Raw genomic sequence first — 26739 nt, 5'->3', positions numbered from 1 at the left:
GTCCGTGAGCCTTCACGTCGTCTCCCGCACCCTTTTACGCGTACGTACCCAACGGACGACACAATGAACGTCGTGCCGGATACGAGCGTGGTCATCGACGGCCGCGTCTCGGAGACGATCGAAGACGGGCAGTTCGAGGGAGCGACGATCTCGGTACCGGAAGCGGTCGTCGCGGAACTCGAGGCGCAGGCAAACGACGGCATCGAGACCGGCTGGGACGGCCTCGAGGAGCTAAAACGGCTCGCCGATCTCGCCGACGACGGCGTCGTCGACCTCGAGTACGTCGGTGAGCGGCCGGACGCGATCGAACGCGGACACGCCTCCGAGGGAGAGATCGACGCGCTCATCCGCGACCTCGCGGAGGATCTCGAGGCCACGTTTCTGACGAGCGACATCGTCCAAGCCGAAGTCGCGGAGGCGAAAGGACTCGACGTCCGCCACGTCTCCCCGGAGAGTCGCGACGTCGGAACGCTCGCCGTCGAGGAGTTCTTCGACGAGACGACGATGAGCGTCCACCTCAAGACTGACGCAGTGCCGATGGCCAAACGGGGTGAACTCGGCGAGATGCGCTACGAGGAACTCGCCGACGAACCCATAGACGAGGAGACGATGGACGAGTACGCCCGTGAGGTCGTCGACGGCGCAAAGGAGGCCGCCGGCGGGTTCATCGAACTCTCGGAGCCGGGGATGAAGATCGTCCAGTTCCGAGATTACCGGATCGCCATCGGCCGACCGCCCTTTTCCGACGGGATCGAGATCACCGCCGTCCGACCGATCGCCCAGACCGACCTCGAGGAGTACGACCACGCCGACGAACTCAAGGAGCGATTGCTCGAGCGCCAGCGCGGTGTCCTGATCTCCGGATCGCCGGGTGCGGGGAAGTCGACGCTGGCCCAGGCGGTCGCACGCTACCTCAACGGTCACGAGTACGCGGTCAAGACGATGGAGAAGCCACGGGACCTGCAGGTCGGCCCCGAGATCACCCAGTACACCGAACTGGGCGGCGACATGGCCAAGACCGCGGACGCGCTGTTGATGGTTCGGCCGGATTACACCATCTACGACGAGGTTCGCAAGACCGACGACTTCGAGGTCTTCGCGGACATGCGACTGGCGGGCGTCGGCATGATCGGCGTCGTTCACGCGACCCGTCCGATCGACGCGCTCCAGCGGCTCATCGGCCGGGTCGAACTAGGAATGATTCCGCAGGTCGTCGACACGGTCGTCTACGTCGACGCCGGGGAGATCGCAAAGGTGTACGACGTCAAAACGGAGGTGAAGGTGCCGGCTGGGCTCACCGAGGAAGACCTCGCCCGACCCGTTATCCTCGTTACCGACTTCCAGACCGGCGAACCGGAGTACGAGATCTACACGTTCAACCGCCAGGTCGTCACCGTTCCGCTCGTCGACGAGGAGAACGGTCCCGGAGCGGAGAGCGGCGTCGATCGTATCGCCAAACAGGAGATCGAACGCGAGATTCGCTCCGTCGCACGCGGCTACGTCGACGTCAAACTCAAGAGCCAGGACAAAGCCGTCGTCTACGTCGAGGAAGACGACATCTCGACGGTCATCGGCAAAGGCGGCGGCCGAATTACCGACATCGAGAACAGACTCGGAATCGACATCGACGTCAGAACCCACGACGAGAACCCCCACTACGGTTCCGGTGGCGGGGGCGGCGGAACGACCGCCGACGGCGGCGCGAGCAGCGGGGGACAGGCTGGCCAGATGGTCACCCCGGAGATCACCTCGAGACATATCGTCGTTCCCGTCGACGGCAACCACGGCGAGACCGTCGAGATTCAGGCCGGCGGCGAGTACCTCTTTACGGCGACAGTGAGCCGTGGCGGCGAGATCCAGGTTTCACGCGGGAGTGCGATCGCGGACGAACTCGAGGCGGCGATCGATCGCAAAGACCCGATAACGGTCGTTCCGTCGTGATCGTCGCCCGGGAGTGAGCGAAGCGAACGAGCGGTTTTTTGGTGCAGATTTTTGCACGAGGGTGAGCGACGCGAACCCGAGTGGAAAAAGGTGCATCGCGAAGACCCGATAACGGTCGTTCCGTCGTGATCGTCGCCCGGGAGTGAACGAAGCGAACGAGCGGTTTTTTGGTGCAGATTGTTGTGCGAGGGTGAGCGACGCGAACCCGAGTGGAAACCGGTCCGCACGTGACCGATCCGGAAGAATCGAGAACGTGACTGAGACTCACACCTCGACTACTAGCTGTTTAAGGATAACCGATTTATACGAGATATCTGTTCGTATAGTGTGTGAAACACACAGTGTTTGGGCGAAATGAGTGCCAATAGCGAGACGATTGTCTATCGTGGTGTCGAAGATGGACGCAGCCGATTCGTGACCGACGGAAAGAGACTCGAGCGCGTTCGTTCACGGATCGTCGCGGACGTCCAATCGACCGTCGAGGAGACGAACGCGACGGGCGTCGTCGTCGGGATGAGCGGCGGGATCGACTCGACCGTCACCACAGCGCTTGCCGTCGAAGCGCTCGGAAGCGACCGGGTGATCGGGCTGGGATTGCCGTGTCACAAGGCTGATCGCGGCCACGCCGACGACGCTCGGACGATCGCCGACGGCCTGGGCATCGAGTTCCACGAGATCCAGTTGCGACCGCTGCTCGAGGCGTTCGAAGAGACGTTCGCGACGCAACTCGAGTCGGTCTGGGAAACCGATCGACCGAACGAACGAAACCACGCGATCGGAAACGCCATCGCCCGGATGCGGATGTGCTGTACGTACTACGTGGCGAACCGTCGATCGATGCTCGTCCTCGGCACGGCGAACCGGTCGGAGCTGTTGCTCGGCTACTTCACGAAACACGGCGACGGCGCGGCCGACAGCTATCCGATCGGTGACCTCTACAAGACTGAGGTACGGGCGCTCGCGAAGCGTCTCGGTATTCCGAAACGGATCGTCAGTAAGGACCCGACCGCCGGGTTCTGGATCGGCCAGACCGATGCCGACGAACTCGGGGCACCCTACGACGTCATCGACCCGTTTCTCTCCCGCATTGCAGACGACGGCGTCGAGGTCACCGACGCCGCACGTGTCCTCGGGTTCGAGCGCGAGACGGCCGACGCGATCGCGAGCCGATTCGTCGAATCAGCCCACAAGCGAGTCAGCGTCCCGACGCCGGACGCCGTGACTCGAGTCGAACCCATACGGCACCGAGGCGAATAACGGTGGGTTCGATCGAGATTGCGCCGAGGAGTCAACCGTGGTCGGATTCGGCTCGAAACATGCTTATCGGATTATCGTCGCCAACCGAACGTATCGCTGCATGTTTGACGATACCGTATGTCGATCCACGAGCGGGAAATCGCTGAACTCGAGACACTCCCTATCAGCGTCCGTCGTCCTCGCTTCGGTACAGTTCGGGATTGCGCCACCAGAACAGCCCCCAGGCGACGACAAAGCCCGAGACCATCGCGAGGACGTCCTGAAGGAGACGCGAGAAGCCGAACTCGCCGATCGAGACGATCGCGAGCCCCGATCCGACGATCGCGCCGACGACGACGAAAATCACGTCGCCGACGATCCGCTCGGTTCGAAACTCCCAGTACTCCTGTCGCTCCTCGTCGTACCAGACGCCGACGTATATCAACACGAGTGCCATCGCCGCGATGACGGTGACCACGTGGTACTCCTCGGCCAACCCGGCGGGACCGAGCACGACAACGTTGAGCATGTTTGCGAGGATCGTTACCGAAAACAGTGCGACCAACATCCACCCCCAACGCGGTAACCGATCTTTATCCATAGGTGGAGACGGTCACTGTGGCGAAATAATCCTGCCGTTCCCGGTTGCCTCTCGACTCGACGAACTGGCCGCCCTCCAGTATCGAATCGGTCGGTCAGTTACTCCGCACAGCAGGCGTCCTTTTTCGCACACTCCTCGACGCCGCTTCCATCCGCTGCGACCGGTTCCTGGAGCCGATAGAGACTCTGTCTGGCGTCGGCAAAGTAGATATCCTCGTCGACAATCCCGATCTCTTCGAGGCGCTCGAGGGCGTATCGGACCGTCCGGGCCGAAAGCATCGACTCCTCGACGATCTGTTTCTGAGTTAGCGGGCCGTCGTACTCGAGAACCTTGAAGACGAGTTTCGCGCTCGGTGGCAAGTCTTCGATTTCCTCCCCGTCGGTCTCTCCCATATTACGAATCGAAAAGCCCCCAGCAGTATAAAAGTTGAGCCTCACTGATCTCCGGAATGGTATTTATTCGATACGTATTTCATAGTAAATATCCTCCAGAGAGATTCTCGAGTGGGTATTCGATTGGTTGACCAGTCAGTCAAAATCTGGGGGATTGTTTGGCTCTCGAATGCGAAAGCGCGATCGAACGACCGCCACCGAAGAGGCACCTACAGCTGTTCCCAGACGTCTTCGTCGTCGAAATTAGGCTCGTCACCGCCACCGAACTCGTCGCTGCCGTCGAACTCCGAGAGCTCGCTCACGGGTGGGACCTGATCCGGAACGACAGCCGATTTATCAGCGGCCAGATTCATCGCCGGCCAGGTCGTCTGTTCCCACACCCCTCGTTCGCTGTAGTAGTAGACGACCGATCCGTTGACGACCGCGAACAGTCCCCGCTGTCGGTCGTGGACGACGCGCTGGTTCGTGTCGATCGCCACGTCGACGACGTCCTCGAGGCTGTCGAGTCCGATGTGGTGATCGCCGACCCACATCGGGATCGAACCACGCGAGATCCACTCGGCGTATCGGCGTTCGTGGACCGCGCGTCTGGCGGCCTCGACGTCGACCGGCGTGCGCCGAACCACGAGGACACAGCCGACGAGTGAGAGCGTTCCGAGCAGCGAGAGCGCGGCGATGAGTGCTGGGCTCCGTGGCTCCGAAACCTCCTGGGTCCCGATCGTGTGCGTCGCCGAGTCGTCGTCCGAAATCGACTCCTCGAGCCAGTAGGCCTCGTCGGTGAGCACGAGCGTCGTCGAGTCCGTATGCGTGCCAGCCAGGGTGTCGGTATCGTACTCCGCCACGAGGATCACTCGAAGCGTGATCGATCCGACGGTTCCGATCTCCTCTTCGAGAGCCTGTTGACGCTCGAGATAGGACTCGACGTCGATCGTCGTCTGCGACCTCGCGATCCCATCCTCGACGTCGGGCGAGGCGTGGAGCTCCTCGCGAGTTTCGTTCCAGAACGCCTCGTCGTTGCGACTCGCCTCGAACTCGAAGAACAGTCGGTGCGTGACTTCGGCGTCGTCGATCGGTGTGTTGGCAGTTCGGTTCGCCAGTCTCGTCTCGGGAGTGATCCTCAGTTCCGGCGAGGCGTTCATCACGTACACGGGGTTGTCAGCGAGTTCGTCACCCTCCTCCCAGAGGCTGCCGCCGTCGACGACGGAGGAACTCGTTTGGACGTCGGTTACGGCCTCCTCCTCGGCGACCTGAGAGACAGTCTGGGTCTCCGGGTTGGCGACGACCCACCCCGTGGCGACGAACGCGACGATCCCAACCACGACGAGTGCGATCGCTACCGACCGCCCGTGTTTGGCGAGCAACAGGTCGAAACGCGGATTATCGATCACAGCTACCACCCCCAGGATTGCCGACTCTCCGAGTCAGGTCGCAGGTCGGATCTCGAAATCGACAGGTCGGCGAAACGATGTATGTGTTGGTGCAAGGAATCGAACAGTATAACGATACTGGTTCGGAATGTCTCTCACCGCCACTTGCGGAGCTTTCGTTCGAGTCTGGTCCTCAACGGGACGTCAGCGCCAGCGTTTCGCAGACGGAAATCGCCGGTGCCGAACAGCGCGATCATCACGACGACGGCGGCTCCGACCACGACGCCGTTGACGGCCGCGATCGCGAGAAGCGGATGGACGCCGTGGAGGAACACGAGTATCGACGGCGGGAGAACGGCGAGGTATCGATACTCACCCACGTGTCGGGTGTACTCGCCGGTCGACTCCGGTGCGGTGAGTGAGACCGTCGTCTCCGCGCTCGAGCGGATGCCGACCGTCTGCCAGCCGGGGTCGATGTCGACGCCGGCGCTCTCGGCTTCGTAGACGGTGACGACCGGGACGTACCCCGCGTTGTCGGACGTCCGCGTGAGATCGCTCGTCTCGCCGGGTGCGATCACCTGCGGATCGTCGGTCGGCGACTCGGTGCTTACGATGCCGTACTCGGTCGTTCCGGTCGGGATCACCATCGCCGCGGTCGCAAACGTCGTGAGGACGAGCAACACGAGGCCGACAGCGACCCAGAACCCGATCACGTTCTCACGCTTGCGGCGTCTGGACGTCTCCCGGCGGCTGGGGCCGAACCCCTCGAGCAAGAACCCGAAGCCGAGCAACGCGACGCCGACGCCGACCAGCAACGCGCCGACGCCGTCGGAGTCGGCGGCCGTCGTCAGGCCGAACACGCCGGAGACGGCGTCGATGGTCGTCGTCGCGATCGCCTGGATGCCCATGACGACCGTTCCGAGGTGGGGAATCGTGACGACCTCGCCGCCCGGCTGCCAGGCCGTCGCGACGATCTGTCCGTCCGAGACCAGCGGCTCGGGTCCGTCCTGATCGGTAAACGGGTTCGCATCCCCGGCGGTCACGTACCCCTCGTCGGTCACCTCGACGACGCGATGGGTCGTCAGCCCGCCGTCGTGGAGTTCCCTCGCGTCGTAGACGACGACGTCCCCTTCCTCGACCTCGCCGGAGACCACGCTCGGAATCGCGACGAACCCGTCGCCGGCGGACATCGTCGGCTCCATGCTCCCGGTCGCGACGTAGCCGAGCAAGATCGGCTGTCCCAGAAGCTGGCCGACGAGGAGGGCGACGACGATCAGTGCGATGACGACTGTCACCCCGCGCTCGAGAAACGCTCGAGCCGTCATCGCCACCCCCGGAACGCCGTCATGGTCGTCACCCGTGTCGTGGATAGTCGATACAAACACAGGCACATAAAGCCCGGAGAAGGACCTGCCGAACGAGTCGATCCGCTCGCGGCCGGCCGTCCCACAGCAAGATGGCTTACAGCCATCGGCGGTTCATGCTACTCCCATTGGCGTTTCATACGGACCAACGCGAGCGAGAGCCCGATCGCGAGCGGCGGGGCGAGCGCCGCCGTCACGGACGTCGGAAGTTCCCGGTTCTCGATCGAAAGCGGCGCCGGCTCCTGAACCTCGACCGATCCGGCCGAAACGTCGTCGACCGCGAGTTCGTAGGTGCCCGGCTCGTCGGGCGTCCACTCGAACGTGACCGTTTCCGCCTCCCCCGGTTCGAGTTCGAGCGGCTCCGTCGCGACGAGTGCCCCGTCGGCCACGAACTCGACCGTGTGTTCGCCCGATTCGTTGCCGACGTTCTCGTAGGTCGCGTTCACGGTCACCGTCTCCCCCGGCTCGAGCGTCGTCGGCGACGCCTCGAGTGCAGTTTGCTCGATCGCTGCGACCGGCTCCTCGTCGAGTTCGTCGATCGGGTCGTCGACAGGTCCGCCCGCACCGCCGGCCCCACCGGTAGTGCTTTCGTCGTCGTCGGCGTCTTCTTCCTCGTACGCGACGACGATCGTGAAGGTCTCGGTCCCCTCCTGGGCCACGCGCGTGTCTATCGAGACGCCGACGGTCGCGGATCCTCCGCCGTCGAACTCGAGCGGGGTCGACTCGTCGATGGTCGTTCTGTCGTCACTGTCGTAGAAGGCGACGCCATCGACTGCGCTCTCGACCCAGACTCGATCGACCGCATCGTCGCGGATCTCGATCGCAAAGACGCCGTCGACGTCCGTCGTCGCCCGACTGTTGAGCGCCTCGAGATCGAGACGGAGTTCGCCGTCGTCGATCGTGGCGTGAGCGCTCGTCGGCTCGAGGACGACGCCATCCGATGCCGTCTCCTCGCCGACGCTGACCGCCGCTGTCGGGACGACGAGCGCCACGAGCAGGCAGACGACGGTCGTAACGAGTAGCGTATTGGATGACGGCATCTGGGGAACTCGACGAGGTGTCGGTTTGTAGACAGGGGTCGACCCTCGTCGTGAAGAGCGGTGACGAAATGTTGTCCGCGTGACCGAAATCAGGCGGTGGAGTGATCGTCGACGTCGGCGACGAACGTGATCTCGTCCGCGATGTCGTCGTCGAGTTCGTCGTCAGTCAGATCGATGACCAGATCGACTGAAACGGTATCGTCGGCGTCCAGGTCCTCCGGATCGCCGACGATCGAGCCCTCGCTAACCTCGAAATCGAGGACGTCGAAGCTATCGTCTCGAACGGAGAACCCGACGTCGTTTTCCCCGTTGTTCGTCACTTCGATCGCGCCGTCGGCTCGCGTGAGCGCGTTCTGGTTGAGCGACTCCGAGGAGAGTTCGAGTTGTCCGTCACCGTCGTCGGTAACGGTAACCAACTCGGAACCGCCGTCATCGAGCGCCAACAGCGCGCTGCCGTCGCCCGTGGTGCTCAGATCGACCGTTCGGTCCGCTTCCACTGTACTGAACGCACCCGTTCCGAGCGCTGCGCCGCCGCCGGCGACGATGGTTCCGAGTCCGATCAACACGTTGCGTCTGTTCATTCTCATTGGTAGTGTCCTCGTACGACCGCGCTGGCAACCGTAGTTCGCCGTTACCCGGCGCGGTTCTTACTCGAGTGGAGGAACGCCACCCACTTTGTATTGAGTAGCCAGAACGGGCGCAAGATCGCCGATACCGTCGTTCAAGCCAGGTTTGAACCGGTGGTTGGGTCGATTCACGGAGCGAGAACACCTGCGATGCGCCCCCGAAACCGGCTGTTCTGCAGTTCCGACTCGAGCCGGATCGATCAGCCGTTTTTTCCACCCATCATCTGACAGCCACATAACAATATATCAGCTGGCCGATGAGTTTATCTGTCGGCGACGGTTACATTCGGAATGAAACACGTATCTCAGTTCGTATGGGGGAACGCTCGAATCGGGGGCAAATCTTTGACCTGTTGAGTAATCACCGACGGCGGTACGCCATCCACTACTGCAAGCGGGAAGGCGAACCCGTCGAACTCGGCGACCTCGCGGAGCACGTCGCCGCCTGGGAACTCGACAAGGAGGTCGAAGAGTTGACCTCCGCGGAGCGAAAGCGGGTGTACACGTCGCTCCAGCAGACGCACCTGCCGACGCTCGCCGAAGCCGAGATGGTCGAGTTCGACGATCGAACGATCGAACTCACCGAGAAGGCGAACGAACTCGACGTCTACCTCGACGTCGTTCCCGGCGACTCGATTCCGTGGGGGACGTACTACCTCGGACTCGCCGTCGTGGCTTCGGCCGTGATGGCGGGACTGTGGCTCGAGGTCGTCCCGACGGAGACGATCCCCGAGCTCGGCTGGGCGACCGCCGTCGTCGGGCTGTTCGTCGCCTCGGCGATCGTTCACGCCGTCCAGAGCCGACGGATGCGACTCGGCGAAATGGAGCGGCCACCGTAATAGGAACATGTACTTTGGAGCCACAACCAAGCTCGGTCTCGTTTTCCTCGTCGTCGGAGCGCTGGTACTGGCCGGGCCGGTATACGGCTTCTCCTCGATTGCAGCGGATCGCGGCGTTCACCTGAGTACCGCTGCAGACGAAAATGCCGCCCTCGGTGTCTCGTCTTCGGACGGCAGTATCGACGGAGATTCTGACGAGGCTGAGATTGTAACGCTTCAAAATAATCTCCCCTCAGACATACATACACTCGAGATCACTGTCGACGGAGCCGGCAACGATCTGACGGTCGAGACACCGTCCTCGATCGAAACCGGGGGTTCAGAACCGATCGTGGTCTCCTGTTCCGGACCTGGAAATCCACAGAATGAGATCGTCAGTATAGACGTCACCATCGAACAAGCAGTCGCCGACAAGACGACGATAGCGGACGTCCACACGTCCAGTACGGTAACGTACAACTGTAACCCGGATGGTGGCGGACCCCCTGGAAACGGTGGCGGACCACCTGGAAACGGTGGCGGACCACCTGGAAACGGTGGAGGGCCGCCCGGAAACGGTGAAGGGCCGCCCGGAGACGGTGAAGGGGACGTCCACGTTGATGACGAAGATACATACGGCGGGGATATCGAGACCGATGGAGACGTCACGACGGGCTGGCAGTCGACGGTCGACGGTGACGTTACCGCCGGTGGTACGGTAACGACCGGTGACTCGAGTTCCATCGGCGGCGATGTCGAGGCAGGAGACGATGTCTCGATGGGCTGGGACTCGACGATCGACGGTGACGTCTCGAGTGATGGGTCCGTATCCACCAGTGAGTCGAGTTCGATCAACGGCGACATCGAGGCCGCGGATGACGTAACAGTTGGCTGGGACGGAACCGTAGACGGCGATATCGTGGCCGGGGGAGACGTCTACCTCAGTGACTCGAGTGAGGTCGCCGGTGACATCGAGGCGGATGGTGCTGTTATTACCGGCGACTCGAGTTCCATCGACGGGGATATCGACGCCGGAGAAGACGTTTCCGTCGGTGGATCGACAGTCGTCGGCGGGAGTATCGAAACAGACGGTGGCGTCTCACTGGCGGACTCAAGCGAGGTTGCCGGGGATATCGATGCCGGAGAAGACGTTTCATTGGACGGTGGAAACACCGTCGAAGGAGACGTAAGCGCCGGAGGCGACCTCACCGTCGGATGGGACTCGATTATTGACGGGGACGTTATTGCTGGCGGCGACGTGACCGTCGAGGGGGCCACTATCCATGGAGACGTACTCGCGGAAGGTGATACGACCCTCGATCAGGCCGCAATCGAGGGAGATCTCCATACCGACGGAGATCTTGTCATCGAGTGGGGAACAACCATCGAGGGAAGTTACACCGCTGGTGGAACGATCGAGGATAATCGCTGATCAGCTGGCTAGTCGTTTCGAGATTGGCTGTCCAGTCAGCATCGCTCAGCTATCCCGTCAATGCGAACTCCTTTTCACTGCTGACGACTGAGTTCGATTCATGTCGACCGAATCGATCAGCGATCGGCGCGAGCACATACGCTCGATCAGCGTGACCGCGCTGTCGGCGCTGCTCGGCGTCGGGGCAGCACTCGGCTCTGCTGCCCTCACCGGCGATCTTGCGCCGGCGGAGGCGGCGACCGACACGCGGGCGTTGATGCTCGTCGTCGGCGCGATCCTCGTCCAGTTCGTGCTCTTCGACTTCACGAGCATCTACGGCGACGACGAGTTCGGGATCAAACACTACCTGTTCATCACGTTCATGACGTTCTCGTTCTGGTTCGTGGTGTGGGGGATCTTACTCACCGCGGAGGCCGCCGTCTAACGATGGCCGACGACAGTATCGCCGTCGTGGATCTGGACCGGTGCCAGCCCGACCGGTGTAGCTACGAGTGTAAGAACTACTGTCCACCCAATCGGACCGGCAAGGAGTGTATCACCCTCCGGGGCGAGGACGCCGACGAGGGTCAACCCGAACAGATCCACATCTCCGAAGAGATCTGTCTCGGCGAAACCTGTGGGATCTGCGTCGAGAAGTGCCCCTTCGACGCCATCGAGATCATCAACCTGCCCAAGGAACTCCAGGACGACCCAGCCCACCGCTACGGCGAGAACGCATTCTCGCTGTACGGCCTGCCCGCCCCACAGGAAGGACAGGTGACGGGTATCCTCGGACCGAACGGCATCGGGAAAACGACCGCCGTCCACATCCTCGCCGGCGAACTCGAGCCAAACCTCGGCCGCCACGACGAGGACGTCGACTGGGACGACGTACTCGAGGCCTACCGCGGCACGGAACTCCAGGACTACATCGCGGACGTTCGCGACGGCGAGGTGACCGTCGCCCGCAAGCCCCAGTACGTCGACCAGATCCCCAACAGCTTCGACGGCAACACGCGAGAACTGCTCGAGAAAACGGACGAACGGGACGCCTTGGACCACCTCGTCGAACGGCTCTCGATCGGCCCCGTCATGGAGCAGTCGATCGACGACCTCTCCGGCGGCGAACTCCAGCGCGTGGCAATCGCCGCCACGCTGGCTCGAGACACCGACTTCTACTTCCTCGACGAGGTCACGCCGTACCTCGACATCGGCCAGCGCGTCACCGCGGCGCGGCTGATCCGCGAACTCGCCGAGGAGGAAGACCGATCGATGCTCGTCGTCGAACACGACCTCGCGATCCTGGACCTGCTCGCCGATACCCTTCACGTCGCCTACGGTGAACCGGGCGCCTACGGTGTCGTCACGTCGCCGAAGTCCGTACGCAACGGGATCAACGAGTATCTGGCAGGCTACCTCGACAACGAGAACATGCGGATCCGCCCCGATCCAATCGAGTTCGAAGAACACGCCCCTCGCTCGAGCGTCCGCGGCGACACGCTCGTCGAGTACCCCGACCTCGAAAAGAGCTACGGCGACGGCGAGTTCAGTCTCGACGTCGAGGGCGGCGAGATCCGTCAGAACGAAGTGCTGGGGATCGTCGGCCCCAACGGGATCGGGAAGTCGACGTTCGCGAAACTGCTGACCGGAAATGTAGAGCCGGACAGCGTCGCCGGCTCGGCCGACGGAGCCGACCTGGATCTCGATCTCGAGATTTCGTACAAACCCCAGTACGTCACCATCGACCAGCATATGCGGGTCGACGCCTTCCTCTCGTCGATCACCGACCAGTTCGGTTCGTCGTACTGGAACACCGAGATCGCCCAACCGCTCCAACTCGAGCGCATCATGGAGCAGAACCTCTCGGATCTCTCCGGCGGCGAACGCCAGCGGGTCGCCATTGCGGCCTGCCTCTCCGACTCCGCCGATCTCTACTTGCTCGACGAACCCTCCGCCCACCTCGACGTCGAACAGCGGGTGCAGGCGACGAGCGCCATCCGTCGGTACGCCGAACAGCAGGATGCGACGGTTCTGGTCATCGACCACGACATCTACATGATCGACCTGCTCGCCGACCGGTTGATGGTCTTCGACGGCGAACCCGCCGTCCACGGCCGGGCTGGCACGCCACAGTCGATGCGCGAGGGCATGAACGAGTTCCTCGCGAACCTCGAGGTGACGTTCCGCCGGGACGAGCGCACCTCCCGACCGCGGATCAACAAACCCGACTCGCAACTCGACAAACAGCAAAAGAGCGAGGGCGAGTACTACTACGCGCCCTGATACGGTTTACTGTCAGTCGGTACCGCCGAACCCGCGACCCGTCTGCGGGTTCGCCGGCACATTGGTACAGCAATCCGTATGAGTTCTCCGTCCGGACCCGTCACTGCGGGCTGTTACCGTCTGCTCCCAGCGACGAACGAAAAGCCAAACAGCGCGAGCACCAGCGCTGTGAGTACCGTCACGATGATCGGAATCGAAATCGTGATGCCGCCGGTCGTTGCGACGATGGCACCGACCGCCGCCGCGATCGGGGCCAGCAGAATCAACAGGGTCCCCAAACCCTTGGCGATATCGCGGCCTCCCCCATCGTCCTCGTGCGCTCGACGCTCGAGCGGATCGACTAGCCGCCACTCCGGGCTCCGGCGTTCCTCGAGCTGATATCGGCCGCCCAGCGAGGAAAGAATCACGTCGCCGACCGCGTGGACCGTCGTCGTCTTCCAGTCGGGGGCGTCGTCTTCCGCGTTCGCCCCCGCATCGGTCCGCACCAGGGGAATCCCCTCGCCGACGATGTGGCTAATCGAGGTCGCGTCGTAGCCGACGTCCTCGACGATGCGAGCCAGGAGGAACTCCTCGGACCAGGGAATCGGTTTCTCGAGGACGAACTCCAGGACCTCGCCGTGGGGTAACGTGACTTCGAGGCGAACTCGCGTCTCGTCGAGCGACTCGAGGGCGCTGACTCTCCCCTCGACGTACCCCTCCGGCGTCGTCTCGAGGTCGATCCGGCCCAGTTCCTCCTCGAGTTCCCGGGTGGGCGAGTCGAACCCGTTGCCGTGGTCGTATCCGTCACGGTCGTCGCTCTCGGTGCGTTCACCGTTTCCGCGATACTCGTCGTTGCTGGCGTACTCGTGGGACGGCTCGCTCTCTCCGCCGTGCCCGTCGGATGCGGCGCGCTCGACGTACTCGTCGCGTTCGATCTCGATTTCGATCTCGTCGTCGGTATCAGTCATGGTTCGCCGTTCGGGTCGCCCGGTCGATCCTCTCGATCGGCTCCTCGGATAGCTACCGGTAGGCGTCGCTCACAGTAAGGTGTTGTTCTTCCGACAGCGTGATCGTCACGACGTGCGACCGATTCGTTGCTGGCCCCAGACGGACGGGAGCAGCGCGAACGGCGGCTGACGATCCGTCACCGTACTCTTCGCATGTTCGATCGGGAACGGTTAGGACGTGTGATACGGATTGCTGTAACGGTTTACCGGTGAAACCACAGACGGCTCGTGGTTTCGCCGGTACCGATTTACAGCAGACCGTATGAGTCGTGGAACCGATAGTAGTCGGTGAACATCATTGTTTTCGCTCGCGAATTCGCGGCCGGTACGGCCGGTGTGGCCGGTCGAGTGTGAGGTCGGACGCGCCCGCCAGCGCGACTAACCCACCGAAGGAGTGGCCGAACACCGTCGGATCGCCGTCGACGGCCTCGACGAGCGCCTCGAGGTCAGCCACCTCCCGCTCGAGTCCGTAGGTCTCACCGTCGCTGCTGTCCCCGCGACCCCGCCGATCGGGGACGACGAGGGTAAAATCGTCGGCGAGGGCAGGACGAAGCGTTTCCCAACTCCGTCGGGTCCCCGACCCTCCGTGGAGGAGAATCAGCGGCGGTCCGTTTCCGTGTCGTTCGTAGGCGATTTCGGTCCTGTCAGCTGAGGTGACTGTTTGCATCAGTATATACAGACATGGATAGTCACGAAATTAAAACAGTTCCTGCTTCGACGACCGGAGCGCATCCGCGGTGGATCGACGAGCGGACTGATACACTCGAGTCTGGACTCATCTAATCAACCGCTGACAGCTCCCACAGAGGTTCTCCTCTTTGATGTCGACTCCGCGAACCGTCGGCGAGAAGTTCATCACGCAGCGGTTGTTGTCGCAGTGTTCGAGCCCGAACGTGTGACCGATCTCGTGGACGATCTCTTTGCGCACCCGGTTTTCGAAGATCTCGCTCGCGCTCTTGTTCGAGAAGCCGCCGTCGCTCGAGGTCTGGAGCCGGTAGGTCGAGACGACGCTGCCGCTGCCGTCGAGATAGGCGAGTCCGAAAACGTAGTTTCGACGCCGATAGAAGAGATCGTGGGGCGTTATCGCGATGTTTTTCTCCCCGCTTCCGACGCGTTCGGCGAGTTGAATGAACGTCTCGGCCGAGTACTGATTTCGCCCCGAATCGTACGCGCCGTTGGGGACCGGCTGCGACTCGTTGACCGTGACGTCGCAGTCGTACACTGATCGCAGTGCCGAGGACGCCGCCCGCTTGACCTCCGCGGAGACGTTGCCGACCGGCACGATGTCGACGAGCATGGCAACAGCTATGCGTGCGGACGCTATAAACGTCCCGCCGTGTGCGACTCTCGCCGCCGGTTCGAATCGATGATCGAGTCCCTTCGCGAGTACGACCGCCTCGTCGAGGTGGGGATCGGCCGGCGGACCGACCTGGCGGCGGCGCTCGTAAACGACGGCGTTTCCGTGACCGCGACGGACGTCTACCGTCGCGAGGTTCCCGAGGGTGTCCGGTTCGTCCGCGACGATATCGTCGATCCCGACCCGTCGGTCTACGCGGACGCCGAGGCGATCTACGCGCGGAACCTGCCGCCCGAGTTGCATCGACCGGCGCTCGAGGTCGCCCGCGACGCCAACGCGGCGCTTCTGTTCACGACGCTCGGGGGCGACCAGCCTGCGATACCGGTCGAACGGAAGACAGTCCGTGAGGGGACGCTGTACGTCTCCCGAGTCGAGGGTCGATATTTCACCGGTTGACGTGATCGACGGCAATCCGGCCGCCTTTATTCTCCCCGCTCCCTCTACTCGAGTATGAACGCAGATGCCGTCGTCCTCGATATCGACGGAGTGCTCGTCGACGTCGCCGACTCCTACCGTCGGGCGATCCTCGAGTCGATCGAGTGCGTCCACGACCGGACGATCCGCCGCGAAGACATCCAGCAGTTCAAGGACGCGGGCGGGTTCAACAACGATTGGGAACTCACGTACGCCGCGGCCCTGTACGTGCTCGCGACGGGCGAGGGGTATCGCGACTCGATCGAGGCGTTCACCGACGGAATCGCCGCCGAGGGCGGCGGACTCGAGGCGGCCGAAACCGTCGTCCGGGACGCGATCGGTGCGCGGGCGACCCGCCGCGTCGAGGACCGCTGGGACCCCGATCGACTACGGGACGTCTTCCAGCAACTCTACCTCGGAGCGGAGCTCTACCGCGGACTCGAAGGCGGCGAACCCGATCTCGAGACGCGCGGGTTCATCCACGACGAGCCGGTGATCCTCGAGGCCGACACCCGCGACCGACTGCTCGAGGGGTACGACGTCGGCGTTCTGACCGGCCGGCCGGAAGCCGAAGCCGAGATCGCGCTCGATCGGGTCGGGCTCGACGACGCCGTCCCCGCCGAGCACCGGTTCACGATGGACGACTGGGAGGAGGGAAAACCCCATCCGAAGGCGCTGACGACGCTGGCGGAGCGCTTCGACACCGAAACCGTCGTCTTCGTCGGCGACACCTTGGACGACGTTCGGACGGCGACGAACGCGGCCGAAGTGGACCCCGACCGGACGTACCACGGCGTCGGCGTCCTGACCGGCGGGCTCACCGGCGATGCAGGGCGGCGCAAGTTCGACGACGAGGGAGCGACGGCCGTCCTCGCATCGATCAACGAGCTGCCCGACCGTCTCGTGAGGAACTGACGACACCGCCCGGCCGTTTTTTGCACGTCGCCCCCGTAGTACGTTCCCGTTCCGATGTCAGAGTTCACCCGCCGCGACGACCTCCCCGGTGAACCGACCTCGCCGTGGCTCGCAGACACGCTCGAGTCAGGCGAACCGAGCGAACGCGAACCCGACAAACGCAGAGGGGACGATTCCCGGGACGCGGCGCTCCTCGAGAGCGACCGTCCGATCGACGTCGCCGTCGTTGGCGCGGGGGTCGCCGGCCTCTCGACGGCAATCGAACTCCGCGAGCGCGGGCAGACGGTGGTCGTTCTCGAACGCGATCGAATCGCGACGGGCGTCACCGGCAAATCGACGGCGAAGCTGACCAGTCAGCACGGGTTGATCTACGATCACCTCCGCCGGGAGTTCGGACGCCGCCAGGCCAGTCAGTACGCGAGGATTCAGGAGGCAGCCATCGATACCGTCGAACAGCGGATCGACGACCTCGAGATCGACTGTGGGTTCGAACGCCACCCCGCCTACCTCTACAGCAACGAACCGGACGAGATGGAACGCGAGGCCGAGGCCGCTCGCGCGGCGGGTCTCTCCGCGACGTACGTGACGTCGGTTCCGCCGTTCGAGCGCGCCCAGGCGGGGGTTCGCTTCGACGACCAGGCGTGGTTTCACCCCCGGAAGTACCTCCTCGCGGTCGCCGACGAACTCGAGGCCGACGATGGCGCGGTGGTTCTCGAAGGGACTCGCGTAACCGACGTAACGCCGGGGTCGCCGCCCAGCGTCCGCCTCGAGTACGAGTCAGAACGCGAACGTGGGTCAACACGGGAGAGCGAGTCGGCACGGTCGACGCGCCTCTCGGCGCGACGCGTCGTCCTCGCGACTGGCTTCCCGATTCTCGATCGAGCGGGATACTTCGCTCGGATGCATCCCAAGCGTTCGTACGTACTGGGACTACGTCTCGACGGACGGCCGCCGGAGGGGATGTACTATCGGGCGGGTGAGAACTACCGCTCCGTCCGAATGCACCGAGACGACGACGGCGAACTCCTGCTGGTCGGCGGCGAGAACCACAAGACCGGGCAGGGCGGGTCGACGATCGAACGCTACCGTCGGCTTCTCCGGTGGGCGCGCGAGCGATTTCCCGTCGAGTCGGTCGACTACCGGTGGTCGACCCAGGACTACGAGTCGGCAGATCGGGTCCCGCTGGTCGGCCGCGCCGCCCCGGCGACCGAGAACGTGTTCGTCGCGACCGGCTTTCGTGGCTGGGGGATGACCAACGGCGTCGCCGCCGGACGTCTGCTGGCGGACCTCCTTACGGGTGACTCACCGCCGGAACGCGACCTGTTCGATCCGCTGCGTTTCACCCCCAAGGCCTCTCTGGGCACGACGCTCACCGAGAACGCAGACGCCGCGAGCGAGTTCGCGACCGACTGGCTCCAGACGCTGCTCGCACCCGACCGATCCGTACTCGAATCAGGCGAGGGAACGATCGTTCGCCGCGGTGGGAAGCCGATCGCCTGCGCCCGTGACGCCGACGGCGACCTCCACACGACGTCGGCCGTCTGCACTCACATGTACTGTTTGCTCGAGTGGAACGACGCGGAGTGTAGCTGGGACTGTCCGTGTCACGGCTCGCGGTTCAACCCCGACGGAGAGGTTCTTGAGGGGCCGGCAACCGAGGATCTCCCCTCGAGAGAGTAATCAGACGGTGTTGTTGCACCGACCGTATTCCACCGTCACCTATTTGTTTACATGAATGAATGTCGGTGGTAATACGGTGGCAACGGCCGTGACGAAGACCATCAGAACTCTCCGTACGACCGCGGGATCGATGCTCACCGAGATCGCCGCGGCGATCGGAACGTTCGTGGGGTTGGTCTGGCTGACCGCCAATGTCGTCCTCGCGGGCGTCCAGGGGACCGATCTGTCGCCGGCAACCGCCGGTATTCCGGAGGAACTCGTCTGGCTCGGTATTCTCGCAGTTGCTTCGCTGGGGACGATCTGGCTCGAGCGCGACGGCTATCGGCTGATTCGTGCAGATCCACACGGCGGCGGCAACTTCGCCTGGCTGTCCGTCTGTTATCTGCCGTGTACCTTTCTCCCCGTGGGATACGCGCTGTCACTCCTCCTCGAGATTCCCGGCGTCTTCGTCAACCTCTATCTCGTCGCCTGCGTGTTACTCGGCGGCTGGCTGGCGTTCTACGGCGGCCTCGATCGACTCGATCTGGAGCTCTCGTCGTTCGTGTGGACGTTTCTCGTCGTCGTCGGTATGGCTCTCGTCGTGTTCACCGCAGAGACGGTACTGACGGCGGTCGGCCCGCTCGAGTGGCTCACCGACACGTGGGTACTTGCGGATACGACTCTCGCCCTATTCGCCATCGCTGGGCAAGGTGTCGTCCTCTTCGTCGGATTCGTCTCAGTCCCTCGCGGTTCGGTTCCGTCCGTTCCACACCGATAGCGCCCGACTCGAGCGACCGATCGAGCGTGGTGGCACCTCCCGGTCTAGCACTAAAGGCGTCGTACGTGGAACGGCCACGCAATGACCGACGTAACTCTCGCCGACGTCGAACGAACTCTCGATCGAGCGACGGAACTCGAGGCCGAAAAAGCCATCTCTATACTGGAAACGGCACGAACGGACCTTCGCACCCTCGGAAGCGATCCCGATGTCGACGACGGTCGCCGCGAGGCACTCGAGAATCGACTCCAGCAGCGAATCAGGGAAATCGAGAACCGCGACGCCTACGACGGCGGACTCGGTGCAGCGATGAACCCGGACGAAGACGAGGCACCGTAGCGCCGGCACTGACTGACAGTCACTCGTATCACAGGGTCGACCGATGGCTTCGATATTTCCGGCGAGATCGGCCGTGCACCAACCCATTTATTCGGCTGCCGTCCCCATCGATTCGCATGCGAATTGCACTACTCGGTGGAACGGGTGACATCGGCGAAGGACTTGCACTCCGGTTTGCGCGTGATACGGACCACGAGATCCTGATCGGCTCTCGCGATCCCGAGAAAGCGCGTGACGCGGTCGAGAGCTACGAGGCGGAACTCGACGACCGCGGACACGAGCCGACGATCAAGGGGTTTGGAAACGAGATGGCGGCCGACAGGGCGGACATCGTGGTCCTCTCAGTCCCACCGTACTACGCAGGGGACACGGTCGAGGCGATCGAAGACGTTCTCGACGAGGAGACGATCCTGGTAACGCCTGCGGTCGGGATGAACGGTGACGAGGACGGGATGCACTACCACCCGCCGGGGGTCGGAAGCGTCAGCGAACTCGTCGCCCAGCGGGCTCCTGACGGCGTTCCGGTCGTCGGTGCCTACCACAACCTCGCGGCGGGCAAACTCGCCGACCTCGATGTCGAGTTCGATCTCGATACGCTGATCGTCGGCGACGACTCCGCCGCCAACGAGACGATCCGCACGCTCACGAACGAAATCGACGGATTGCGAGCCCTCGAGGCGGGGCCACTCGCGAACGCCGCCGAAGTCGAGAGCGTCACACCGCTGGTGATCAACATTGCCACGTACAACGACGAGATGCACGACGTCGGCGTCAAGTGGATATAAATCAGTCAGGAGGCCGGATTACGCACCTGCGGACTCGAGGGCGTCCTCTAAGTCCTCGCGCTGGGTAACTCCGACGAAGCGCTCGACGATGCCGTCGTCGTTTTCGATGACGAGCGTCGGGAGCGAGCGAACCTGATACTCGTTTGCAACATCCTGTTGTTCGTCGACGTTTACCTTCTCGACTTCGAATCGGCCATCCCAGTCGTCCTCGAGTTCTTCGAGGATCGGGTCTTGGGTCTTACAGGGGCCACACCAGTCGGCGTAGAAGTCCTTGAGCGTGACAGTCATACAGTTCATCGACAGTTACCCCGCGCCGCGCATAAGGGTTTCCCACTCGCGCAAACGGCGTGGCGAACCGACGCGAGAGCGAGCGAACGTCGAAAGGTTTAGTTCACCCCACCCAGAAAGACTGGGTATGGACAGAGGACAGAACACCGGTGGGCTGATGTCCAGTGCCGGGCTCGTCCGGTACTTTGACTCCGAGGACTCGAACGCGATTCTCATCAACCCGAAGACGGTCATCGCGACCGGCGTCATGGTCGGCGTACTCGTACAGCTGTTGACGTTCGTCTCCTGACCCCACCGTCCCTTCGAGTTCGTATCGAACCGTCTCGAGTCGCGACGCCGTGACGCGGCCTTTTTCATGACTCTTCCCGTAGACGCCCGTATGTCACTCGTCGCGGGCGTCGTCGCGGTCCAGGGCGACGTCGAAGAACACGCTAGCGCCATCGAACGAACGGCCGAATCCCGCGGCTACGAGGTCGACGTTCGCGAGATTCGGGAGTCGGGGATCGTCCCGGCGTGTGACCTGCTCGCGATGCCCGGCGGTGAGTCGACGACGATCTCGAGGCTGGTCCACAGTGAGGGGATCGCCCCCGAGATCGTCGCTCACGTCGAAGCGGGCAAACCCCTGCTTGCGACCTGCGCCGGGTTGATCGTCGCCTCGAGGGACGCGGCTGACGACCGCGTCGACGAACTCGAGTTGATCGACGTCACCGTCGAGCGAAACGCCTTCGGTCGACAGAAAGACAGCTTCGAAGCCCCCCTGTCGGTCGACGGACTCGCCGACGAGGACCCCTATCCTGCAGTGTTTATCCGTGCACCGGCTATCGAAGCGGTCGGCAGTGCCGACGTGCTCGCCTCCTGGGACGGGCGGCCGGTCGCGGTCCGCGACGGTCCCGTCGTCGCGACCGCGTTTCATCCCGAGTTGACTCCCGACAGCCGGGTTCACGGGTTGGCCTTTTTCGACAACGAGGCTGCGTTCGTACCGTCGCTCGAAAACACCGTCAGGTAACGGACGCCGTTCGTGATCGGAGTCGTGTCCGGAACCGTGACGTATACGGCATAAATTAACTCCATTCCGAAATACAGTACCTTTAATACGGCCCGTATCGATGGTTCTTCCATGCCAGCGATCGACGTCTCCGAAACCATGGCCCGCAAGCTTGATGACCTCTCGAGCAACGAGGACGCCGAAGACGTGCTGTGGAAAGCGATGTATCTCTACGAGCGATCCGAGTACCCCGCCGAGTAGACGGTCCGTCGTGGCTGTGGTCGTCCAGTCGCTTACACCGGTTCTCGGAGGGCACAGTGTTGATCGAGCCCACACTGCAGCTATCGTCCTCACAACCCGGCACGTCTCCGGTCGCGGCCGGCCCTGGCATGCATTCGCGACCGGACCTGTTTTGCCCCTCGCACGCGAGTGAGAGAACATGCACGCATCTATCGACGCGGTTCGCGTCGCGGGGACCCCTCAAGGACCGGTTCCAGTGGTCGTCCTCGCCGTCGACGACGAGGAGGACGTGATCCCCATCTTCATCGGCTTCGACGAGGCGACCAGCATCGCTCGCGGGCTCGAGGCCGAGGATATCGGGCGACCGCTGACCCACGATTTGTTACTCGACGTGATCGAAGAGTTGGGCAGCCGGATCGACCGCGTCGTCGTCAGCGAGATCGAAGCGCGCGCGGACGGTCGCGGCGGCACCTACATCGCGGATCTACACGTCAAGACTCCTCGAGAGGAGGTCGTCATCGACGCCCGGCCCAGCGACTCGCTCGCTCTGGCCGCCCGGACGAACGCCACCATCGAGGTCACCGAGGACGTCTTCGAGGACGGCCGAGACGACAGCGAGAAGTTCGACGAATTAAAAGATATCCGCACCGTTGCCGGTGAACGATAGATGGACGACGTACTCGAGGAGCTGTTCGACGTCATCGAGGACCGAAAGGAAACGCTACCTGAGGGATCGTACACCGCCTCGCTGTTTACCCACGAGAAAGGCGAGAACGCGGTGCTCGAGAAACTCGGCGAGGAGACGACGGAACTCGTGTTGGCGGCGAAAGACGACGACCGCGACGAAGTCGCCTACGAGGCCGCCGACATCGTCTATCACCTGCTGGTCTTGCTCTCGATGAAGGAGATGGAGCTGTCGGATCTCGAGGCCGAACTCGAGGCGCGCCGGTAACACCGTCGCTTTCGCCACCCGATCACCGTCCGAAGCCATCGAATTGTCCAAAGCCGTCACACCGCCCGAAGCTATCACACCATCCACAGCCGTCGGCTTTCCCGTTTCTCGGTCCCGCTCGTCCGCTGTCTGGTGACCGCAAATGGCCCGCGGCGGCGCGGCGACCGGGGGTGAGCCGCGCCGCGACTCGCGAGGGACGAGCGAACGGCGTGAGCGAGTCGGTTGGGGAGGACGTGGCCACTCCCCGTTGCCAGGAACCGCGTACTCGTTTCGAGACCACTATCGATTGCCCGCCGGATTGCCGACCGACACGCCGACGAAGCCCCGCTGAATCGGATTGTCGAACTCGAGGTCGCCACCGGTTCGTCGATCGAACGAAAACCGATCGGGTCGGGTCCCACTCAGAACGTCGAGACGGCGAGCACCGGCACGACGACGATCGCTACGTTGTACAGTCCGTGACACAGCGCCGGGACGGCGAGGTTCCCGCTTCGCTCGTACACCCAGCCCCAGACGATCGAGACGACGACGAGCGGGAGCAACGAGACGGCGACTGCGACGGGATCGGCGCTCGCGTAGACGGGGAGGTGGACGGCGGCGAACAGAATCGAGACGGCGACGATCGCTCCGCCCGCGGAGATCGCCTCGGTCAGGCGCTTCTGGAGGACGTTTCGGAACAGGAACTCCTCGACCGGCGCGTTGACCAGCAGGATGAGCGCGGCGAGCAGGAGAGCGAACGCCGGTCCAGCGGTCCCGACTTCCTCGGCGATCGCGTGTGAGACGACCGGCAACTCGAAGAGCCAAACCGCGGTCGCGAACGCACCGTAGGCGGCGAGCGACGTGACGAGGCCGACGGCGAGATACCGACCGTCCCGGCCGTCCGGAACCGCGACGTCTAGGTACCCCCACGATCGGCCGGTCGCGTACAGGTAGACGACGCCGACCAGCGCCCAACCGGCGAAGCCGGCGACGAACGTCGCGATGAACTGGACGGGTCCCGACAACGGTAGCTGCGTCGCCATACCGATCTCGAGGGAAAGCGAGAGGGCGAGTCCGAGCAATCCGAGCCCCGTCACGAGTTCTAGCGCATAGACGGGATCCGGTTTCTGGGGCCGGCCGTACCCCGCGATACCGCTGACGGCGAACCGGTAGCCCGCATCGGCGACGATCAGCGAACAGAGCGCGACCGCGGCGAGCCCGCCAACTCGAGCGGCCGGCGCGAGATCGCCGATCAGGAGGAACGCACCGCCAGCGGCCAGCGCCGTGGTCACGGCACCGTGGACGAGTATCGCGAGCGTCTCGGGGGGTCTGACTTCGAACTTCTCGAGGACCGTCCCGGGTTCGGATCTGGGGAGGAGCGTTCCGACGCCGACGGCGAAACACGCGCTCACCGGAACCATCGCGGCCAGAAATCCGCCGACTAACGTCGCCTCGAGACCGCCGAGTTCGTTGATGGTCGACAACGCTGTTCCTCCGAGGACGAGCGGAAGTCCGATCGCGGTTCCGACGAGAATTCGCGCGCGAACGAACGTCTCCGGCGAGTACTCCGCGAGGACGAGCTGGCCGAGCATCGATCCCTCGTCACCGATCGGGTTCAGGCCGACAGCGCCACCCGCGAGCCAGATGCCAAGCAGGACCAGCGACGCGCCGACCGCGGTCGCCAGGAGGGACGAATCCGCGACACCCAGCGAGACGACGACGTATCCGGCACCGACGAGGTAGTAGACGACGTGAAGCGACCGGTCCGGCGTCCGAATCGCCCGATGAACAACGCCGTCGGCGACGTAGCCCGTGGGAATCTCGAGCCACGGCCACTCTCGACGGTCCCCGACGTCCGTTCCGGTTTGTCGCTCGTCACCGGTCGACGCGGCGGCCGAATCCGTCGAATCGCCGTGGGATTCGACCCGCCACAGGCGGGGCGTGATCGCGATCGTTCCCCGAACGGCGAGGGGGATCGCCGCGACGACGAGCGCCCCGCTCGCAAGCGCCAGGTACCCGATTCCCTCGAGCATCGGCGTCCCGACGAAGAAGAAATCGGCGTAGTAGCCGATCGCCAGCGGCGGCGGCCCCTCGGGTGCGAGCTCCGCAGGCGAGGTCTCACCGAGGTCGAACGACGCGCCCGTTTGTCCCGCGATCGCACCACCGGCGACGAACAGCAAAAATACGCCGACGGAGGCGACGCCGCTCAGCGCGGACTGTGCCGAACTCGAGAGCGGGATGTGGCGTAAGCCGAGTCTGGCACCCAGTCCGACGACGTAGCCGACCAGCGTGGCCGCAAGCGTTACCAGCACCGCCGCCACGGTCGCGACGGCGACGAGCGTCGGCGAACCGACGCCGACGCCAAAGACCAGGACGAGAACCGCGGTCGGGCCGAGGAGATACCACCCCGATTCGCGAAGATCCGCGAGCAGGAGGCCGAGAACGAGGTCGCGATCGCGGACCGTCGTGAGCAACAGCTCACACGCTTCGAACCCGAGTAACCGTTTACCCGCCTCGTTCGCGCCAGCGAGGACGTAGAGACCGATGACGACCGGCACGTACCACCGTGTGAGCGTCAACAACCCGTCCATGCCACCGTCCCCGACCGAGGTACCGAATCGGTACGCACCCCACACCATCGCCCCGAAAACCGGGAGCATGAGCGCGAGCGCGACGTATGCCACCGCCTTCTTTCGACGGGTCGACGTGTGTCGATGGTCGAAGCGACGGCGCTCCGCGCGGGAAACCGCGAGGATCACCGACAGCGACGACGCGGCCTGCCGTTTCTCGGGTGCACGACCGTCGTCGGCTCCGCTATCCGACTCGGTTCCGTGTGCTTCGCTCGACTCCGAGTCCCGGTTATCCGTCATCCACCTCCACCCCCGCTCGCGTCGCGTCGTCGGTGAGGTACCCCCCGTCGTCGGTGACCTCGAGGAACACCTGCTCGAGCGAGCCGTCGCCGTCGTCCGTCGCACGGGCTTTCAGCTCTGCAGGTGATCCCTCGGCGACGAGCGTCCCCTCGTGAAGCACGCCGACGGTGTCGGCGAGTTCCTCGACGACCGGGAGGATGTGCGTCGAGAGAAAGACCGTCGTCCCATCCACCGAGAGGTCGGCGATCAGATCGACGACCTCGCGTGCTGCCCGTGGATCGAGTCCGTTGGTCGGCTCGTCGAGAAAGAGGACGGACGGCTCGTGAAGCACCGACTGGACCAGTCCGACCTTCTGGCACATCCCCTGGGAGTAGCCGTCGATCTGGCGGTCAGCGTCGGCGGCGAGGCCCACCCGCTCGAGCAGGCGGTCGATCCGGTCGGACACGTCGTCGAGACCGCGAAGCGTCGCGACGTACTCGAGTTGTTCGCGGGCGCTGAAGGCGTCGTACACCGGCGGATCGTCCGGTAGATAGCCGATCTGAGGTTTGATCGCGTCGCGTTCGGCAGTCGAGTGTCCAGCGACCGACGCTCGGCCGGCAGTCGGCGTCGACAGTGTGGTGAGCATCTCCATGGTCGTCGTCTTGCCGGCCCCGTTCGGGCCGAGGAATCCGTACACCTCGCCTTTTTCCACTCGAAGGTCGAGCCCGTCGACTGCGACCACGTCACCGTAGCGCTTGGTGAGACTTTCCGTGACGATCATCGTTACCTCACCTCGACGAATCCCGTCGCACACGCCGAAGATCCTGTTACCGACTCGTCGATATCCATCGTACTCGCCACCACCGCGCTGCTGGTAAAAGATTTTTGGACCGACACGTAATCCAACATATTTGTATGCCGGCGGAACGAAACGAATGCTCGTGTCGATTCGATCCCCGCCCATCGGACGCTGCTCTCCAGAGAGGACCTGGACGGTGGCGCCCCCTCCCGGGGCTGTGCGTCGGAGAGATTGCGCGCCGGCCGATGGATCGAACTGCCCCACACGACGGAGTTTGGACCACCGGTGCAGGCCGGAAACGCCGCCGGCGAACTGCCGCGTTCTCTCGGTGTGCA

29 protein-coding genes are annotated in these 26739 nt (G+C 63.7%); 17 read left to right on the top strand and 12 right to left on the bottom strand.

Features of this window, described 5'->3' with window-relative positions; genetic code table 11:
* Nucleotides 1-63: 63 nt before the first annotated feature.
* On the top strand, nucleotides 64-1941 hold the full coding sequence (locus FYC77_RS10735) for a PINc/VapC family ATPase (RefSeq protein ID WP_149081504.1): 1878 nt from the start codon (nucleotides 64-66) through the stop codon (nucleotides 1939-1941).
* Nucleotides 1942-2295: 354 nt separating this feature from the next.
* Nucleotides 2296-3198, top strand: coding sequence for an NAD+ synthase (locus tag FYC77_RS10730; RefSeq protein ID WP_149081503.1), 903 nt, complete (start codon nucleotides 2296-2298; stop codon nucleotides 3196-3198).
* Between the two features lie 163 nt (nucleotides 3199-3361).
* Here FYC77_RS10730 and FYC77_RS10725 read toward each other — a convergent pair whose 3' ends face one another.
* From FYC77_RS10725 to FYC77_RS10700, 6 genes are all read right to left on the bottom strand, one after another.
* Complete coding sequence (locus FYC77_RS10725) at nucleotides 3362-3778, bottom strand: hypothetical protein (protein WP_149081502.1); 417 nt, start codon at nucleotides 3776-3778, stop codon at nucleotides 3362-3364.
* A 98-nt stretch (nucleotides 3779-3876) separates the two neighbouring features.
* Nucleotides 3877-4170 (bottom strand): MarR family transcriptional regulator, encoded by a 294-nt coding sequence (locus tag FYC77_RS10720; RefSeq protein WP_149081501.1) that lies wholly within the window; start codon nucleotides 4168-4170, stop codon nucleotides 3877-3879.
* Between the two features lie 209 nt (nucleotides 4171-4379).
* Complete coding sequence (locus FYC77_RS10715; RefSeq protein ID WP_149081500.1) at nucleotides 4380-5558, bottom strand: DUF5305 domain-containing protein; 1179 nt, start codon at nucleotides 5556-5558, stop codon at nucleotides 4380-4382.
* Nucleotides 5559-5692: 134 nt separating this feature from the next.
* Complete coding sequence (locus FYC77_RS10710; RefSeq protein ID WP_149081573.1) at nucleotides 5693-6862, bottom strand: signal peptidase I; 1170 nt, start codon at nucleotides 6860-6862, stop codon at nucleotides 5693-5695.
* 158 nt (nucleotides 6863-7020) lie between these two features.
* Complete coding sequence (locus FYC77_RS10705) at nucleotides 7021-7941, bottom strand: CARDB domain-containing protein (protein WP_149081499.1); 921 nt, start codon at nucleotides 7939-7941, stop codon at nucleotides 7021-7023.
* 89 nt (nucleotides 7942-8030) lie between these two features.
* The gene (locus FYC77_RS10700) at nucleotides 8031-8528 is read right to left on the bottom strand and encodes a hypothetical protein (RefSeq protein WP_149081498.1); all 498 of its coding nucleotides are present in this window, start codon (nucleotides 8526-8528) and stop codon (nucleotides 8031-8033) included.
* Nucleotides 8529-8881: 353 nt separating this feature from the next.
* Between FYC77_RS10700 and FYC77_RS10695 the strand changes: the two genes are divergently transcribed.
* The 4 genes from FYC77_RS10695 to FYC77_RS10680 all read left to right on the top strand — a co-directional run bounded on the left by FYC77_RS10695 (nucleotide 8882) and on the right by FYC77_RS10680 (nucleotide 13079).
* Nucleotides 8882-9406, top strand: coding sequence for a DUF7344 domain-containing protein (locus tag FYC77_RS10695; RefSeq protein WP_149081497.1), 525 nt, complete (start codon nucleotides 8882-8884; stop codon nucleotides 9404-9406).
* A gap of 7 nt (nucleotides 9407-9413) precedes the next feature.
* Nucleotides 9414-10817 carry a polymer-forming cytoskeletal protein gene (locus FYC77_RS10690; RefSeq protein WP_149081496.1) on the top strand — a complete coding sequence of 468 codons (1404 nt, stop codon included), beginning with the start codon at nucleotides 9414-9416 and terminating at the stop codon, nucleotides 10815-10817.
* Nucleotides 10818-10917: 100 nt separating this feature from the next.
* On the top strand, nucleotides 10918-11241 hold the full coding sequence (locus FYC77_RS10685) for an EMC6-like membrane protein (RefSeq protein WP_149081495.1): 324 nt from the start codon (nucleotides 10918-10920) through the stop codon (nucleotides 11239-11241).
* Nucleotides 11242-11243: 2 nt separating this feature from the next.
* On the top strand, nucleotides 11244-13079 hold the full coding sequence (locus tag FYC77_RS10680) for a ribosome biogenesis/translation initiation ATPase RLI (RefSeq protein WP_149081494.1): 1836 nt from the start codon (nucleotides 11244-11246) through the stop codon (nucleotides 13077-13079).
* A gap of 113 nt (nucleotides 13080-13192) precedes the next feature.
* On the opposite strand, the gene FYC77_RS10675 is transcribed toward FYC77_RS10680, so the two are convergent.
* From FYC77_RS10675 to FYC77_RS10665, 3 genes are all read right to left on the bottom strand, one after another.
* Entirely contained in the window at nucleotides 13193-14026 is an 834-nt protein-coding gene (locus tag FYC77_RS10675) for a hypothetical protein (protein ID WP_149081493.1), read from the bottom strand.
* 334 nt (nucleotides 14027-14360) lie between these two features.
* Entirely contained in the window at nucleotides 14361-14732 is a 372-nt protein-coding gene (locus FYC77_RS10670; protein ID WP_149081492.1) for an alpha/beta fold hydrolase, read from the bottom strand.
* 108 nt (nucleotides 14733-14840) lie between these two features.
* Nucleotides 14841-15362 (bottom strand): archaemetzincin family Zn-dependent metalloprotease, encoded by a 522-nt coding sequence (locus tag FYC77_RS10665; RefSeq protein ID WP_149081491.1) that lies wholly within the window; start codon nucleotides 15360-15362, stop codon nucleotides 14841-14843.
* A gap of 39 nt (nucleotides 15363-15401) precedes the next feature.
* Between FYC77_RS10665 and FYC77_RS10660 the strand changes: the two genes are divergently transcribed.
* The 6 genes from FYC77_RS10660 to npdG all read left to right on the top strand — a co-directional run bounded on the left by FYC77_RS10660 (nucleotide 15402) and on the right by npdG (nucleotide 20312).
* On the top strand, nucleotides 15402-15818 hold the full coding sequence (locus FYC77_RS10660) for a UPF0146 family protein (protein WP_274381029.1): 417 nt from the start codon (nucleotides 15402-15404) through the stop codon (nucleotides 15816-15818).
* A 54-nt stretch (nucleotides 15819-15872) separates the two neighbouring features.
* The gene (locus FYC77_RS10655) at nucleotides 15873-16751 is read left to right on the top strand and encodes a TIGR01548 family HAD-type hydrolase (RefSeq protein WP_149081490.1); all 879 of its coding nucleotides are present in this window, start codon (nucleotides 15873-15875) and stop codon (nucleotides 16749-16751) included.
* Nucleotides 16752-16805: 54 nt separating this feature from the next.
* Nucleotides 16806-18431, top strand: coding sequence for an FAD-dependent oxidoreductase (locus tag FYC77_RS10650; RefSeq protein WP_149081489.1), 1626 nt, complete (start codon nucleotides 16806-16808; stop codon nucleotides 18429-18431).
* A 76-nt stretch (nucleotides 18432-18507) separates the two neighbouring features.
* Entirely contained in the window at nucleotides 18508-19188 is a 681-nt protein-coding gene (locus tag FYC77_RS10645) for a hypothetical protein (RefSeq protein WP_149081488.1), read from the top strand.
* 81 nt (nucleotides 19189-19269) lie between these two features.
* A complete protein-coding gene (locus FYC77_RS10640) occupies nucleotides 19270-19527 on the top strand; it encodes a hypothetical protein (RefSeq protein WP_149081487.1) in 258 nt (85 codons plus the stop codon).
* Nucleotides 19528-19643: 116 nt separating this feature from the next.
* Nucleotides 19644-20312, top strand: a complete 669-nt coding sequence (npdG, locus tag FYC77_RS10635) for an NADPH-dependent F420 reductase (protein WP_149081486.1) — start codon at nucleotides 19644-19646, stop codon at nucleotides 20310-20312.
* An 18-nt stretch (nucleotides 20313-20330) separates the two neighbouring features.
* On the opposite strand, the gene FYC77_RS10630 is transcribed toward npdG, so the two are convergent.
* Nucleotides 20331-20600, bottom strand: a complete 270-nt coding sequence (locus FYC77_RS10630) for a thioredoxin family protein (protein ID WP_149081485.1) — start codon at nucleotides 20598-20600, stop codon at nucleotides 20331-20333.
* 127 nt (nucleotides 20601-20727) lie between these two features.
* Between FYC77_RS10630 and FYC77_RS10625 the strand changes: the two genes are divergently transcribed.
* The 5 genes from FYC77_RS10625 (at nucleotide 20728) to hisE (ending at nucleotide 22777) form a co-directional block, all read left to right on the top strand.
* A complete protein-coding gene (locus FYC77_RS10625; protein ID WP_149081484.1) occupies nucleotides 20728-20889 on the top strand; it encodes a preprotein translocase subunit Sec61beta in 162 nt (53 codons plus the stop codon).
* Nucleotides 20890-20979: 90 nt separating this feature from the next.
* Nucleotides 20980-21606, top strand: coding sequence for a pyridoxal 5'-phosphate synthase glutaminase subunit PdxT (pdxT, locus tag FYC77_RS10620; RefSeq protein ID WP_149081483.1), 627 nt, complete (start codon nucleotides 20980-20982; stop codon nucleotides 21604-21606).
* Nucleotides 21607-21717: 111 nt separating this feature from the next.
* The gene (locus tag FYC77_RS20880; RefSeq protein WP_274381028.1) at nucleotides 21718-21846 is read left to right on the top strand and encodes a hypothetical protein; all 129 of its coding nucleotides are present in this window, start codon (nucleotides 21718-21720) and stop codon (nucleotides 21844-21846) included.
* Between the two features lie 178 nt (nucleotides 21847-22024).
* A complete protein-coding gene (locus FYC77_RS10615; RefSeq protein WP_149081482.1) occupies nucleotides 22025-22492 on the top strand; it encodes a bifunctional nuclease family protein in 468 nt (155 codons plus the stop codon).
* Nucleotides 22493-22777, top strand: a complete 285-nt coding sequence (gene hisE, locus FYC77_RS10610; RefSeq protein WP_149081481.1) for a phosphoribosyl-ATP diphosphatase — start codon at nucleotides 22493-22495, stop codon at nucleotides 22775-22777.
* Nucleotides 22778-23178: 401 nt separating this feature from the next.
* Here the strand turns inward: hisE and FYC77_RS10605 are convergent, their stop codons facing one another.
* On the bottom strand, nucleotides 23179-25626 hold the full coding sequence (locus FYC77_RS10605) for a CPBP family intramembrane glutamic endopeptidase (RefSeq protein ID WP_149081480.1): 2448 nt from the start codon (nucleotides 25624-25626) through the stop codon (nucleotides 23179-23181).
* Nucleotides 25616-26386, bottom strand: a complete 771-nt coding sequence (locus FYC77_RS10600; protein ID WP_149081479.1) for an ABC transporter ATP-binding protein — start codon at nucleotides 26384-26386, stop codon at nucleotides 25616-25618. Before FYC77_RS10600 ends, FYC77_RS10605 begins: the two co-directional genes overlap by 11 nt.
* Nucleotides 26387-26739 lie beyond the last annotated feature (353 nt).

Origin of the sequence: Natrialba swarupiae (genome assembly GCF_008245225.1) — an archaeon.
In the GTDB taxonomy this organism is placed as follows: Archaea; Halobacteriota; Halobacteria; order Halobacteriales; family Natrialbaceae; genus Natrarchaeobius; species Natrarchaeobius swarupiae.
Note: the sequence above shows the minus strand (reverse complement) of the source record. Positions and strands in the feature narration are given on the sequence as shown.

What these genes read in the sequence shown, in the direction of transcription:
- FYC77_RS10705 (WP_149081499.1), bottom strand. Translation starts at nt 7,941, where the DNA reads ATGCCGTCATCCAATACGCTACTCGTTACGACCGTCGTCTGCCTGCTC.
- FYC77_RS20880 (WP_274381028.1), top strand. Translation starts at nt 21,718, where the DNA reads ATGCCAGCGATCGACGTCTCCGAAACCATGGCCCGCAAGCTTGATGAC.
- FYC77_RS10600 (WP_149081479.1), bottom strand. Translation starts at nt 26,386, where the DNA reads ATGATCGTCACGGAAAGTCTCACCAAGCGCTACGGTGACGTGGTCGCA.
- hisE (WP_149081481.1), top strand. Translation starts at nt 22,493, where the DNA reads ATGGACGACGTACTCGAGGAGCTGTTCGACGTCATCGAGGACCGAAAG.
- FYC77_RS10700 (WP_149081498.1), bottom strand. Translation starts at nt 8,528, where the DNA reads ATGAGAATGAACAGACGCAACGTGTTGATCGGACTCGGAACCATCGTC.
- FYC77_RS10670 (WP_149081492.1), bottom strand. Translation starts at nt 14,732, where the DNA reads ATGCAAACAGTCACCTCAGCTGACAGGACCGAAATCGCCTACGAACGA.
- FYC77_RS10680 (WP_149081494.1), top strand. Translation starts at nt 11,244, where the DNA reads ATGGCCGACGACAGTATCGCCGTCGTGGATCTGGACCGGTGCCAGCCC.
- FYC77_RS10735 (WP_149081504.1), top strand. Translation starts at nt 64, where the DNA reads ATGAACGTCGTGCCGGATACGAGCGTGGTCATCGACGGCCGCGTCTCG.
- FYC77_RS10625 (WP_149081484.1), top strand. Translation starts at nt 20,728, where the DNA reads ATGGACAGAGGACAGAACACCGGTGGGCTGATGTCCAGTGCCGGGCTC.
- FYC77_RS10695 (WP_149081497.1), top strand. Translation starts at nt 8,882, where the DNA reads ATGGGGGAACGCTCGAATCGGGGGCAAATCTTTGACCTGTTGAGTAAT.
- FYC77_RS10615 (WP_149081482.1), top strand. Translation starts at nt 22,025, where the DNA reads ATGCACGCATCTATCGACGCGGTTCGCGTCGCGGGGACCCCTCAAGGA.
- FYC77_RS10730 (WP_149081503.1), top strand. Translation starts at nt 2,296, where the DNA reads ATGAGTGCCAATAGCGAGACGATTGTCTATCGTGGTGTCGAAGATGGA.
- FYC77_RS10665 (WP_149081491.1), bottom strand. Translation starts at nt 15,362, where the DNA reads ATGCTCGTCGACATCGTGCCGGTCGGCAACGTCTCCGCGGAGGTCAAG.
- npdG (WP_149081486.1), top strand. Translation starts at nt 19,644, where the DNA reads ATGCGAATTGCACTACTCGGTGGAACGGGTGACATCGGCGAAGGACTT.
- FYC77_RS10690 (WP_149081496.1), top strand. Translation starts at nt 9,414, where the DNA reads ATGTACTTTGGAGCCACAACCAAGCTCGGTCTCGTTTTCCTCGTCGTC.
- FYC77_RS10605 (WP_149081480.1), bottom strand. Translation starts at nt 25,626, where the DNA reads ATGACGGATAACCGGGACTCGGAGTCGAGCGAAGCACACGGAACCGAG.
- FYC77_RS10725 (WP_149081502.1), bottom strand. Translation starts at nt 3,778, where the DNA reads ATGGATAAAGATCGGTTACCGCGTTGGGGGTGGATGTTGGTCGCACTG.
- FYC77_RS10640 (WP_149081487.1), top strand. Translation starts at nt 19,270, where the DNA reads ATGACCGACGTAACTCTCGCCGACGTCGAACGAACTCTCGATCGAGCG.
- FYC77_RS10720 (WP_149081501.1), bottom strand. Translation starts at nt 4,170, where the DNA reads ATGGGAGAGACCGACGGGGAGGAAATCGAAGACTTGCCACCGAGCGCG.
- FYC77_RS10630 (WP_149081485.1), bottom strand. Translation starts at nt 20,600, where the DNA reads ATGACTGTCACGCTCAAGGACTTCTACGCCGACTGGTGTGGCCCCTGT.
- FYC77_RS10650 (WP_149081489.1), top strand. Translation starts at nt 16,806, where the DNA reads ATGTCAGAGTTCACCCGCCGCGACGACCTCCCCGGTGAACCGACCTCG.
- FYC77_RS10675 (WP_149081493.1), bottom strand. Translation starts at nt 14,026, where the DNA reads ATGACTGATACCGACGACGAGATCGAAATCGAGATCGAACGCGACGAG.
- pdxT (WP_149081483.1), top strand. Translation starts at nt 20,980, where the DNA reads ATGTCACTCGTCGCGGGCGTCGTCGCGGTCCAGGGCGACGTCGAAGAA.
- FYC77_RS10710 (WP_149081573.1), bottom strand. Translation starts at nt 6,862, where the DNA reads ATGACGGCTCGAGCGTTTCTCGAGCGCGGGGTGACAGTCGTCATCGCA.
- FYC77_RS10685 (WP_149081495.1), top strand. Translation starts at nt 10,918, where the DNA reads ATGTCGACCGAATCGATCAGCGATCGGCGCGAGCACATACGCTCGATC.
- FYC77_RS10655 (WP_149081490.1), top strand. Translation starts at nt 15,873, where the DNA reads ATGAACGCAGATGCCGTCGTCCTCGATATCGACGGAGTGCTCGTCGAC.